This is a genomic window from Pseudoalteromonas sp. TB25, from assembly GCF_000497995.1.
In the GTDB taxonomy this organism is placed as follows: Bacteria; Pseudomonadota; Gammaproteobacteria; order Enterobacterales; family Alteromonadaceae; genus Pseudoalteromonas; species Pseudoalteromonas distincta.
On the sequence record NZ_AUTI01000202.1, the window covers coordinates 23,437 to 35,345 of the forward strand.

Sequence of the window (11,909 nt, forward strand, 5' to 3'; positions counted from 1 at the left end):
GTCAAAGCATATCGCGCTTTAAATTCTAAATCGTTCATTAGGGCGTGTTGATCTTTGTGGATTGAAATTTGTTCAATCTAGGGGCGATTTAATCGCGGCGCGAGGTTTGTAACCTAGCGGGCTAAGTAAAAACCGAGCAACAAAGAGTTAATCGTCCCTAGAAAGAACCCAAAGGGCAGCGCATGTTTGGCATTTATGCTGCGTTATCGCCTATTTATGGGGAACAACCACACTACATAGGCTCTGCCTTGCCTAAATACCAAACAATCTGCTGCAAAATTAATCACAAAAGTTCAACACGCCCTAACTTAAATAATAATAAGTTAATCTTTTTTAGCGTTTATTTATAAATTCTATCAATTCATGCTCAGGCATGGGTTTAGCATACATAAAACCTTGTACCTCATCACAGCCTAAGTTTTTTAAGAACTGAGCTTGTTCTTGTGTTTCAACGCCTTCAGCAATCGTTTTTAAACCCAACTTAGCACCAAGAGAAATAACTAAGGCAGCAATAGCGCCAGTGTCATCATTTGGCAGATCCTTAATAAATGCACGATCTATTTTCAACCTATCCAAGGGTAAACTTTGTATATAACTAAGCGATGAAAAGCCAGTCCCAAAGTCATCAATAGCAACCTCAATCCCTAACTCTTGAAGCTCTCTAAGTGTATTAATAACAGTTTCGAGTTCATCCATTACTACGCTTTCTGTGACTTCTAACTCTATGTTTTTTGGCTTAACACCATATTTTAATAATGTATTTTTAACGTTTTGAGCATAGCCTTTTACTTTAAACTGCGGAACAGACACATTAACCGCAATACAAATTTCGGTACCCATATTTTCTAGGCGCTTTTGTTGTTGGCAAGCTTGCTCTAAAACCCACTGCCCTATATCAACAATCAAGCCCGCATCTTCTGCAAGTGGAACAAATACCGCTGGCGATATATATGATCCGTTACCGGTGGGCCACCTAAGTAATGCCTCACACCCAATTAAAGACAAGTCCCCTAATGAAAGTTGAGGTTGATACCATACCTCTAACTTGTTTCGAGCAAAATCATGACGTAATTGTCTAATAATTCCTATGCGCCAAGCCATTTTATCTTGCATGTCTACACTGTAATAAATTCCCTCTTTGTGTTTTGTTTTTTTAGCTTGATTAAGTGCAATATAAGCAACTTTAAGTGTATCAATCCCGCTACTTTGAAAGTCTTGCTGTTGGCATAAACCCAATCTAAAATCGATAGGCAATGTATGCTCTTCTGCGCAAAATGGAACACCTAACTGCTCATTCAATTTTTTTAAGTCGAGTTCATCACGGCGAATAATAAAACCAAAAACATCAGCACCAATACGAGATAGTAATTTAGCTGTCGGGTAGTTTTCTTTTAACCTTTGCACAATGCCAATTAATACTTTATTGCCGACCTCTTGCCCTAAGCCGTTATTAATATCTGCAAAATTAACTATATCAAGTAGTACAAATACATAATCATTCACGTGCGGCTTTTGATAGCGCACTACCCGTTCAATAAAATTGGTACGATTTGAAATACCTGTAAGCACATCTTTATAAGCTGCATCCCTTAACTTTACAAACAGCCTTATATTATCGAGGGCCACACTCACATTTGTTAAGAAGATTTCAGCAAACTGCAACTGCGCTGGCAAAGGAACATGGTCACATTCTATATATAAAGCCGCTTTTCTATGCTTACTTCTTAATACAAATGTTGCACTTGAGTCTGTATGTTGATGCTTTGATAAATCAAAACACAACTCAACTTGTTTAAATACTTTGCTATCAACATTAATTAATTTTTCACCAAAGTAGTTTTCGTAATGCCCACAACCACCTAAGACTTGAATAAAGTCATCGCCATCTAATTTGCTGCACACAAGCCCTCGAGGTGAACACTTTAAAATAATACTCATGTGCTTGATGATTTCTTTGCATAGTTGCTTAATATCAGTAAGCCCTAAAATAGACTTTGATGCAAAAACAATCGTGTTCATTGCATCACTTTGATATTCAAGCTGGCATACCTGCTCGTAAGAGCGAATAGCGGTTATGAGCGATGTTACTAATTTAGAGCGAGTGAGTTCTGTTTTAGTTTTATAATCATTTATGTCGTACTCACGTATTACTTTTTCCTCTGGTATATTACCAGCTTGCCCTGTTCTTAAAATAATTCTTACATGTTGATTATTTAATTCGTCACGCACCCTTTTTACAACCTGCAAGCCAGCATCGTCAGTTTCCATAATAACGTCTAAAAAAATAACTGAAATATTGTTATTTTTAGCTAAAATCTCTATTGCTTCAGCGCCCGAATAGGCATCATGAAATCGCAAGCCTGCCCCCCAAAACTCAACTCCAGACAAAGCCAACTTTGTTACAGAGTGGATCTCAGGTTCGTCATCAACAATTAAAATATCCCAAAACTTAGTCGGCTCAATAACTGCATCATCTTCATAGTCTTGTTCAAAAAATAAAAAATCGTTTTGATCTGACGACATTCGCTCTCCTAGGTAGCAATTTATCAATTATTTTTGGTTTATAATCTAATTCATACTATAGTCGATTAATAAAAAGTTGTTGTATTTCAACTCAAAAAATTAATAGAAGGTGTGCTTATTAAACCATTAAAAATATTAATCAAAGGCGTACTGTTATTGTTATTGGTATTAGTACTGGTAGGGCTGATACTTCCCCAAAGTTATAATGTAAATAAAACAATAGAAATCAATGCAAATATTGACGCAGTAAAACCGCTTATTACTGACTTTAATCAATGGCAAAAATGGTCTCCATGGGAAAAAGTAGACCCCAGTATACGTTTTACTTTGGGCGAACCGAACTCTGGCCTGGGTGCTCATCAGTCTTGGAAGGGAAAATGGGGGTATGGTGAAATGATCATAACTTCGGTGAGTCAAAATAAGGTCAGCTTTAATATACTTTTAAATGCTGAGCATATTATTAGGGGGACTTTTAATTTTAGTGAGCAAAACGGTATCGTCACTCTAATATGTAAGATTAACGGACAAACAACCGCTCCTTTAATATCGGGTTACACCGCAATTTTGAGCGAAAATGTGCTCCGTAATACAGTTTCAATGGGGTTAAATAACCTTAAAACTGTTGCTCAGCTTAGTCATTCACAAAGGACAATGCACAGCCATGCCAGTCAAGACAGCACAAGCGAGAATTAACCTTGCTAACATTATCGAATCCTTACTTGGTTACCCTATAACAAAAATAGGCAGTAACGGAATACTGCCTACCCCCGAACAAAATTACGATATTAAAGGCCAAGTTAAGCCGCTTTATCATATCAACAGTGAAAACTCTGTTTTAGCTCGTGCCCAAAAGCGCCAAGATTTACTACTAATAAAACAACAACAAAATATAGAGTCAATTTTAGCAATGGCTATGGGGTTTTGCCCCGATGTAGCAAGTAGTAAACAACCCGATGCTGACTGGGTAGAGCACTTTATCGCACTGTGCGAAGATACTTCAAATGCGTCAATGCAAACTTTATGGGCCAAAATTTTAACGGGAGAAACACTCAACCCTGGTACGTTTTCAATTAAAAGCCTGCAAACGTTAAAGCATATGACACAGCGAGAAGCTGACTCTTTGCAAAAATGTGTGTCGCTCTCAGGCTATAACGAAAAAGACGACAGCCACTTTATTTTACTCGGCTTTTACAAAAAACCGTCATTGTTTGATTTGCTACGAAAAGGCAATAAAGTGTCTCTAAATTTAGGAAAAACAGGTATTAGTTTTCCTGATATTTTAACACTTATGGATCTTAATTTACTGTATAGAAAAGAAATTGAATCTGCAGTACTTAAAGCGGGGCAAGAACTTACCCTTTCATTTTTATCGCAAAAAGTAACGTTAAAAGCAAAAAGCAGTGACTTGGTATTAAGCTATTATAAATTCACGCAAACAGGTGATGAGTTATCTAAACTCATTAATTTTCCTGTAAATAAAATTTATAAGCAGTTAATTAATAATGCGCTGGAGGGAGAGTTTGATTTAGCGTGGCACGCAATAAAATAATATGCCACGCTTTGTTTAATTAGAAAATACTAATTAAAAGTGAACCTGAATACCCGCAAATGGGCCAGATGCATCAATATCAGTAGTAATATCATCTACATCATCAAGTTCTAATACCATAGAGCGGTAACCTGCTTTAACAGCAACATCTACTGCTAGGTTATCAATAAGTTCCCACGCTACGCCTACTTGGTAATCTTGTACTTTGCTATCGTCAATAGCCAAAAAGCTACCTTCAAAAAATACACTTAAACCAGTAAAAGGTAAGCCAGCTTCGGCACGGCCATATGCAAGAGGAACAAAACCAGAGAAATCTTTTGTTTCGGTAAAGTTAGTACCACCATTTTGAGTAGTACCATTTACAACAATATCACCATCAAACTGCTTAGCATTTAAACCTAAGTCAATTGAGATTAAGTCATTATCAAAAATTTCATAATAAAAAATATAATCAATATGCGTTAAATCACTTACCGTATTTACAGTAGAACCAACAACATAATCAGAACCATTGAAGCTAAATGTATCTGTAAGCAGCGCAGAACCATTTAACTCAAGCTCTGTATACTTTAATTTGATGTTTGGTACTAATGGCACTGGGTGCTCAAGCGCCGCGTAATAACTTACAAACGTCTCATCTTCAAAATTGAAATCTTGAGATGCATTATTTTTATAAGAAAATTGACCATCGTTATCTGACTTCCACCCATCAACACCTACGTATAAACCTAGTAGAGTGTCAGCTTGCGCTGCTGGTGCTAAACATGCCATTGAAAGGGCTGCTGCTAAACAATACTTTTTCATTTTTTATCCTTGAGCTAGTAGTTCGCTGAGTTCGATTAAAGCCGCATTGGCTCTAGAAATATAATTTGCCATAACTAAAGAATGGTTTGCCACATAGCCAAAACCATTGCCGTTTAAAATAAGTGGGCTCCATACTGTTTCTTGAGTGGCCTCAAGTTCACGTATGATTTGTTGTAAGCTTACACGTGCATTTTTCTTTTCAAGTACGTCATTAAAGTCATACTCTATCGCTTGTAAAAAATGCAGTAATGCCCAAGTTGCACCGCGCGACTCGTAAAACACATCGTCAATTTCCAACCATGGTGTTCTTACTTGCTGCTGCAGTGGCGCAAGAGTTGCTTGTTTATTAGATGAATTACCCGCTAAATCGGTGTTCACTTTTTCTTGGCCTACGCTCGCACTTAAACGTTGGCTTAAGCTACCTAAACGTTTTTCAGCTTCTTTAAGCCAACTACGTAAGTTATCTGCTCGTGCGTAAAATTGGCTATCGCGCTCATGCTCATTAGCAATTTGTCCACGATATACCATTAAGTAGTCAATACCTTTTTGGTACTCACCTTCGGCACTTGGCCATGCCCATGCCTCAGAGCTTATATTAAACTGCGGCTGCGCCTTTTTAAGGGCTTCATGTTCCGTAGACTGTGATTGCGAACGGCTAAAATCTTTTCGCATAGAAAGCGATAAATCACGTACCATTTCTAGTGCGCCATATTCCCACGCTGGCATATCATCCATAATAATACTTGGTGGTATTACATCATTTGATAAGTAGCCACCCGGTTTATCTAGTAAGGTATTGGCTACCGTAATTAATGTAGAAGTAGTTACATAACCCGTTACTATTTTTTCATTACGAAGCTGCGCTTGCTCTTTCGCGTTGGCAACAACGTCAAAACGTGAAGGTTCTGTGCTCCAATAAACAGCAATTGCGTAAAAAATGATAAGCAGTAAAACAATTATTCCTGCTATTTTTCCTTTATGTTGCGACATGTGTACTCCTAATGATGAGCGTGTTGAGTAGATGGTTTTGACTGCTTAGCTTGCGCTTCAAGCGACACGACTTGAGCATTAGTAAATAAGCGATTACCGTCACTAAAATATAGTGTGAGTTTACGTTCTTGTCCTACTTTTAATGGCTCTTGTGGTTCAAATGCCATTAAATGATAACCGCCAGGCTGAAAGCTGACGCTTTCGTGCGCCTTAATTTCAACCGATTCAACTTGTTGCATTTTCATCATGCCGTCTACATGTGAATGCTCGTGTATTTCAACACGCCCTAAGCCATCAATAGTTGCCTTAGTTAAAGTTGCTGCGGCTCCACTGTGATTAATAAGGGTTAAATAACCTACAGTTGAAGTACTGCCAGGTAAAAACTCTCTAACTTGCGCGTTAGTTACTTCGAGCACAGCTACATCAGAACCATGATCGTGCCCTGAGTGCGCCGCCAACGATGACGAAAAAAAACTAAATATTAATGCAGAAGCCATCGAAAAACATAGTTTCGTCATCATTCTTATCCTTATGAAAACTTTAAATTACAGGCTAAATTTAACATAGTTAACCTATAATAGTCAGTCAAATTAAGGATTAAGAGGCTACTTTTTTGTTATCGGCAACAAGCCAACACAACACTGCAACAAATAGTAACGGCCATGCAATCATTATAGATCCGAATAAAAGCGCTAAAACAGTCCCTGCTAATGCCACTACACCCGCACCAACTAATCCCATAGTAATTAAAGCCACTACCGCAACTACAGCAATAATTGCGGCCAAAGCACCTACAAGCTCGAGCCCAGCCCAACTAATGTCAGCAATCCATAACGGCAACTGCCAAGAATCAATCTGCACAAACGTTATTAAATCAGTAAACAGTAATAAATAGATAAATACACATACTGCCAAAGCTTTCATAGTAATTCTCCTTATACCAACCGGCTTATATATGAGGCCTATTTAACGATAAGAAAATTGCGCTATAACTAGGCAAAAATTTTTATACTTAGCTGTTCTAAATTAAAATTTTTAATAACGTTATAGGGTGATTTAATTCGTTAAATTGTTCAAATATTTATGCCTGTTGCTATTAATACTCTTTATTTTCAAGGCAGCAATGCGCTATAAAATAGCCAAGTGCAACTGCAAACGGAAAACTCAAAAATAATAAAATAGTAACTACGCGGGTTGCCCAAACCGGAAAGTCCAATCTATGGGCTAAACCACTACACACACCCGATATTTTTTTATTCAAAGTATCTTTATACCAACCTTGTTGACGATTAAAGCTGTTCATAGCAATCTCCTAAGCAGTGTGTTTTAAATTAGTATTTAAGTTCGCTTTTAAGCGAGCCAACTCAGCATCAATTTTTTCATTTTTAACTAACGACTCAATTTGGGCACTGGTAGAGCTTGCTGTATCAGTCAGCTCATAAGCCTCTACTTGAGCTTCAATACCTTCAACACGCTGCTCTATTTGTTCAAAACGAGACAACGCATGAGCTACTTTATCGCTTTGTAGTTGCGTACTGATTCGCCCTCTAGCAATAGCAACATTATGGCGTTGCATTAACTGAGCTTGCTTAGTTTTAGCCATAGCCATTTTTTGCTGCAAGCGTTCACAATCAGACTTAATTTTTGCAATAGACTCTTGCAAAGTTTCTAGTTGAGTTTGCTTATTTTCAATGTTTTCGTTAACGCGTTGCTTCTCAAGTAAAGCTGATTTAGCAAGGTCATCACTGCCCTTCTCAACCGCACGTTCTGCTTTAATTTGCCAAGCTGCTAATTCTGTTTTTTTAGTATCAATTTGGCGATTAATCACTTTCTCTTCACACAATAAAGCGGCTGCTGTACTACGGGACTCATTCAATGCATCTTGCATCTCGGTAAGCATTAGGTTTAAAAGTTTTTCTGGATCTTCTGCTTTATCAAGCATGGCGACAATGTTTGATTGAATTACATCATTTACGCGGTTAAATATTCCCATGGTATTCTCCTGTTGATTTTTAATTAATTTCAACAAGAAGATTCCAAGAGTTGTGCCAAGTCCATCAAAACGAAAATAAAGCGTTTAAAATCATTATATTAAATAAAAACCACTCTGAATTTTAGTGACTTTAAGCTGAACAACATAGAGTGTAATTGGCCAATAAATTATGATTTTGACTAATTTTTAGGATCAAAAAAGCCACTCGAAAGTGGCTAAAATTTAGAATTTTTAAAGCTTAATTTTATTCTGGTACAAAGCTTAATGCTTTATCCATTACCGATAAATCAGCTTGCTTACCGTGACCACTTTCAGAAAGGTGGCGTCTAAAGCCTCGCGCACCAGGCTGCCCCTGAAAAATACCGAGCATGTGACGTGCAATATGCCAAAAATTAGCACCCAAACGCATTTCTTCTTCAATGTAGTCATACATTGAACGCACTACGTCGTGGCGTGACTGCGTGTTTGCAGAATCACCATAAATTTTCTCATCAACGTCATTGAGCATAAATGGGTTGCTATAAGCCTCACGCCCAATCATTACGCCATCAATATGTTGCAAATGTTCTAGGCTCTGCTCAACTGTTTTAACACCGCCATTTAGGCTTAAGTCTAACTGCGGATAATCTTTTTTAAGTTGATAAACACGTGGGTAATCAAGCGGTGGAACCTCACGATTTTCTTTCGGGCTTAAACCATTGAGCCATGCTTTACGAGCATGAATAATAAAATCATCACACCCTACTTTATGAGACGCTTCAATAAGCGCACATAAAAACTCATACGAATCTTGCTCATCAATACCAATACGCGTTTTAACGGTAACAGGAATGCTTACTTCGTTTTTCATTGCTGCAACACACTCAGCAACTAATTGAGGTTCAGCCATTAAACATGCGCCAAATCGGCCATTTTGAACTCTGTCTGACGGGCAACCTACATTTAAATTTATTTCGTCATAGCCACGCTCACCTGCGAGCTTTGCACATTGCGCAAGCGCTTTAGGATCAGAGCCACCAAGTTGCAGTGCAACTGGGCCTTCGTGTTTATTAAAATGTAAGTAGTCGCCTCGACCAAATAAAATAGCCCCTGTGGTTATCATTTCAGTATAAAGCACAGTATGTTTAGTCATTTTGCGATGAAAAGTACGACAATGGCGATCAGTCCAATCAAGCATTGGGGCCACAGAAAAGCGTCTATCCAAAGTACATTTATTCAAAGCAAACCTCAGGGTATTAAAATTATTAAGCACAGCTTAAAAGGCGCTGCATTTTACACAAAAGCCTAGCGAGCATCAATGTTAAGAGAAAACCTGCAAGCCAAAATAATGGGCTATACCATTTAAAATATTGGTAACTGCAACCGAGCTTAAAATAAGCCCCATAATTCTACTTATTATACTTGCGCCACTGTCACCAATTAATTTATGCACATGTGTTGCAAGCAGTAACAAAACCAGTACAACCGCTAATACAGCAAGCATCATCGAAGACGTTAGTAACTGCTCAACCCAAGTATATTCTTCATTACGAGTCATTAATACGGCGCCTAACATAGCGCCAGGGCTTGCGATAGAGGGAATCGCAAGCGGGAAAATAGCGGTTTCAGTGCTGTCGCGTACACTTTTAATTTCGGCTTCAGGCTTACTTTCACCAAATATCATTGAAAGCGCAAAAATAAGTAATATGATACCGCCGGCTATTTGAAAAGCCGAAAGTGGAATTTCAATTGCGTTAAGTAATTGCTCACCTGCAAGTACAAAAAATAAGAGCACTAATGCAGATACGCCTACCGCTTTATATATAACTTTGCGTTTAAATTTCTCATCATCACCACGTGTGACTGCAATAAATACAGGTACAGTACCAATGGGGTCAATAACCGCAAAAAAGAAAATAAATATAGCCAATAGTTCGTGCATTACTGGGTTTCCTAGGTAAAAAGCGCTTAATAAAAACGCTGCAACTACAACACAGTATGTTAGTATATCACGGTAGCATAAGGATAAGAGTAATGATGAATATAGAATCACTCGTAAGTAAAGCAAAACAAGTTTGTGACAACCGTGGTGCGCGTTTTACGCCTATCCGCGAGAAAGTATTTCGCCTATTAGCCAGCGCACAAGGTGGTGTTGGTGCATACGATTTACTTGAGCAATTAAAAATAACTGAAACGGGTGCTAAACCTGCAACTATTTATCGTGCATTAGACTTTTTAGCTGAGCTAGGTTTTATTCATAAAATTGAAAGCACAAATGCATTTATGCTGTGTCATCATTTTGATCATATACACCCAGTACAATTGTTAATTTGCGATACCTGTGGTTTTGTCAAAGAATTACACTCGAGTGTAATTTCGCATGAGCTAAATAATTTAGCTGCCGAAGGTGGCTTTGTTGTATCAGGGCAAACAATAGAAGCACATGGTAAATGTGAATCTTGCAGAGCATCATAATCCTTCAAAGTTATCCTTAGTGACTATACTCAAACTATATAGTCATTTCACAGAACAAATTTAAGAGTAGCCACTATGAATGTAGAATTCATCAATCCTTTTTTATCTTCTTTAATTAATGTTTTGAGCACTATGGCTCAAACTCAATTGAAGCCAGGTAAACCTCGCATTAAAACTGATGAAATAGCCTGTGGTGATGTATCAGGTTTGATTGGCATGGTTGGCCCGCAAACGCGAGGATCATTTTCAATTACATTTGATGAAGAGCTAGCATTAACTATCATGGAGCGTATGCTTGGCGAACGCCCTGATGCTATAGATGAAGAAGTTACCGATATGGTTGGTGAAATAACCAACATGGTAACCGGTGGTGCTAAAAACTTACTTGGCGAGAAAGGCTTCGACTTTGATATGGCAACGCCTATTGTGGTATCTGGTAAGGGCCATACAATTACTCATAAAAGCCAAGGTAAAAAAATCATCATGCCATTTAGCTGTGACGCTGGTAATGCAAACATTGAAGTTAGTTTCGATAAACTATGAGTTGGCAGCAAAAGCAAATTACATTAAAGCCTCGCCCGCGAGGTTTTCATATAATCGATGACGAAATATTGTCTCAGCTTCCTGAACTGGCGAGTTATAAAGTTGGCTTGTTACATTTATTTATTCAGCATACCTCAGCGAGCCTTACAATAAACGAAAATGCAGACCCTACTGTTCGTATGGACATGGAGAGCCATTTCAATAAATTCGTTCCTGAGCGTCAACCTTATTATCGCCACGATTATGAAGGTGACGATGACATGCCTGCACACATAAAAACCAGTACGTTAGGCTGCGAGTTAAGTATTCCTATTTCAAATGGCTATTTAGCGTTAGGTACATGGCAAGGTATTTATTTAGGTGAACATCGCGATTCTGGTGGCTCTAGACGAGTTATAGCAACTATTCAGGGTGAGCTATTTTAATAAAAGCTCCCGGTTTCAAAGTATTGACTCTTTACCTCACTCATACCTCATAACTTCAAAGTACAACACCTTTATTGTAGGCGTATAGCTCGCGCGAGAAACCATAGCTTCTAACAACCAAAACTTTAATGCTGAATATTGCACAAAGAATAAAGTAGATAAGAGAGATTTTAAATTATAATTTTATTTATGATTTTTAATACAGAGAATTTTGAAAGGATATAAAAAGATTGGAGCGGTACACGAGGCTCGAACTCGTGACCTCGACCTTGGCAAGGTCGCGCTCTACCAACTGAGCTAGTACCGCATTTTTATTTCTTTAGTTATTTTACGTTGGTGCGCGACAGGTCGCGTTCAACATTCTAGCAACTGAGCTAGTACCGCATTATATTTTCATTCAACACTACAACTTCTTTTGGTTAGAAATTGGAGCGGTACACGAGGCTCGAACTCGTGACCTCGACCTTGGCAAGGTCGCGCTCTACCAACTGAGCTAGTACCGCATTTTTACTTCTTTTAATCACTCAATTTCTTTTGGTTAGAAATTGGAGCGGTACACGAGGCTCGAACTCGTGACCTCGACCTTGGCAAGGTCGCGCTCTACCAACTGAGCTAGTACCGCATTTTT

At 38.2% G+C, this 11,909-nt stretch carries 14 protein-coding genes and 3 tRNA genes; 5 read left to right on the plus strand and 12 right to left on the minus strand.

Annotated elements, in window-relative coordinates:
• Positions 1 to 333: 333 nt before the first annotated feature.
• Positions 334 to 2,523, minus strand: a complete 2,190-nt coding sequence (locus tag L652_RS0105000; protein WP_024595801.1) for an EAL domain-containing protein — start codon at positions 2,521 to 2,523, stop codon at positions 334 to 336.
• A gap of 111 nt (positions 2,524 to 2,634) precedes the next feature.
• Here L652_RS0105000 and L652_RS0105005 point away from each other — a divergent pair, with 111 nt between their 5' ends.
• The gene (locus tag L652_RS0105005) at positions 2,635 to 3,216 is read left to right on the plus strand and encodes an SRPBCC family protein (RefSeq protein ID WP_024595802.1); all 582 of its coding nucleotides are present in this window, start codon (positions 2,635 to 2,637) and stop codon (positions 3,214 to 3,216) included.
• The gene (locus L652_RS0105010) at positions 3,185 to 4,072 is read left to right on the plus strand and encodes a TIGR03899 family protein (protein WP_002957930.1); all 888 of its coding nucleotides are present in this window, start codon (positions 3,185 to 3,187) and stop codon (positions 4,070 to 4,072) included. Before L652_RS0105005 ends, L652_RS0105010 begins: the two co-directional genes overlap by 32 nt.
• 33 nt (positions 4,073 to 4,105) lie before the next feature.
• On the opposite strand, the gene L652_RS0105015 is transcribed toward L652_RS0105010, so the two are convergent.
• The 8 genes from L652_RS0105015 to L652_RS0105055 all read right to left on the minus strand — a co-directional run bounded on the left by L652_RS0105015 (position 4,106) and on the right by L652_RS0105055 (position 9,780).
• Entirely contained in the window at positions 4,106 to 4,876 is a 771-nt protein-coding gene (locus tag L652_RS0105015) for a TIGR04219 family outer membrane beta-barrel protein (RefSeq protein WP_002957929.1), read from the minus strand.
• Between the two features lie 3 nt (positions 4,877 to 4,879).
• Positions 4,880 to 5,866, minus strand: a complete 987-nt coding sequence (locus L652_RS0105020) for a DUF2333 family protein (RefSeq protein ID WP_024603343.1) — start codon at positions 5,864 to 5,866, stop codon at positions 4,880 to 4,882.
• Positions 5,867 to 5,874: 8 nt separating this feature from the next.
• Positions 5,875 to 6,387 (minus strand): copper chaperone PCu(A)C, encoded by a 513-nt coding sequence (locus L652_RS0105025; RefSeq protein ID WP_084324646.1) that lies wholly within the window; start codon positions 6,385 to 6,387, stop codon positions 5,875 to 5,877.
• Positions 6,388 to 6,463: 76 nt separating this feature from the next.
• A complete protein-coding gene (locus tag L652_RS0105030; protein ID WP_024595804.1) occupies positions 6,464 to 6,790 on the minus strand; it encodes a hypothetical protein in 327 nt (108 codons plus the stop codon).
• A gap of 172 nt (positions 6,791 to 6,962) precedes the next feature.
• The gene (locus L652_RS0105035; protein ID WP_002957924.1) at positions 6,963 to 7,169 is read right to left on the minus strand and encodes a PspC domain-containing protein; all 207 of its coding nucleotides are present in this window, start codon (positions 7,167 to 7,169) and stop codon (positions 6,963 to 6,965) included.
• A gap of 9 nt (positions 7,170 to 7,178) precedes the next feature.
• Positions 7,179 to 7,859, minus strand: a complete 681-nt coding sequence (locus tag L652_RS0105040; protein WP_024595805.1) for a PspA/IM30 family protein — start codon at positions 7,857 to 7,859, stop codon at positions 7,179 to 7,181.
• 244 nt (positions 7,860 to 8,103) lie between these two features.
• Positions 8,104 to 9,036, minus strand: coding sequence for a tRNA dihydrouridine(20/20a) synthase DusA (gene dusA / locus L652_RS0105045; protein WP_024595806.1), 933 nt, complete (start codon positions 9,034 to 9,036; stop codon positions 8,104 to 8,106).
• 123 nt (positions 9,037 to 9,159) lie between these two features.
• Positions 9,160 to 9,780: a MarC family protein gene (locus L652_RS0105055; RefSeq protein ID WP_002957920.1), complete on the minus strand. Its 621-nt coding sequence runs from the start codon at positions 9,778 to 9,780 to the stop codon at positions 9,160 to 9,162.
• 95 nt (positions 9,781 to 9,875) lie between these two features.
• On the opposite strand from L652_RS0105055, the gene L652_RS0105060 reads away from it, so the two are divergent.
• From L652_RS0105060 to L652_RS0105070, 3 genes are all read left to right on the plus strand, one after another.
• Entirely contained in the window at positions 9,876 to 10,313 is a 438-nt protein-coding gene (locus L652_RS0105060) for a transcriptional repressor (protein ID WP_002957918.1), read from the plus strand.
• A 75-nt stretch (positions 10,314 to 10,388) separates the two neighbouring features.
• Positions 10,389 to 10,856: a chemotaxis protein CheX gene (locus L652_RS0105065; RefSeq protein ID WP_024595807.1), complete on the plus strand. Its 468-nt coding sequence runs from the start codon at positions 10,389 to 10,391 to the stop codon at positions 10,854 to 10,856.
• Entirely contained in the window at positions 10,853 to 11,281 is a 429-nt protein-coding gene (locus tag L652_RS0105070; RefSeq protein ID WP_024595808.1) for a secondary thiamine-phosphate synthase enzyme YjbQ, read from the plus strand. The genes L652_RS0105065 and L652_RS0105070 overlap by 4 nt, the downstream gene beginning before the upstream one ends.
• A 231-nt stretch (positions 11,282 to 11,512) precedes the next feature.
• Here L652_RS0105070 and L652_RS0105075 read toward each other — a convergent pair.
• The 3 genes from L652_RS0105075 to L652_RS0105085 form a co-directional block, all read right to left on the minus strand.
• Positions 11,513 to 11,588 (minus strand) — tRNA-Gly (locus tag L652_RS0105075).
• 120 nt (positions 11,589 to 11,708) lie between these two features.
• Positions 11,709 to 11,784 (minus strand) — tRNA-Gly (locus L652_RS0105080).
• Positions 11,785 to 11,827: 43 nt separating this feature from the next.
• A tRNA-Gly gene (locus L652_RS0105085) sits at positions 11,828 to 11,903 on the minus strand.
• Between the last annotated feature and the right edge of the window lie 6 nt (positions 11,904 to 11,909).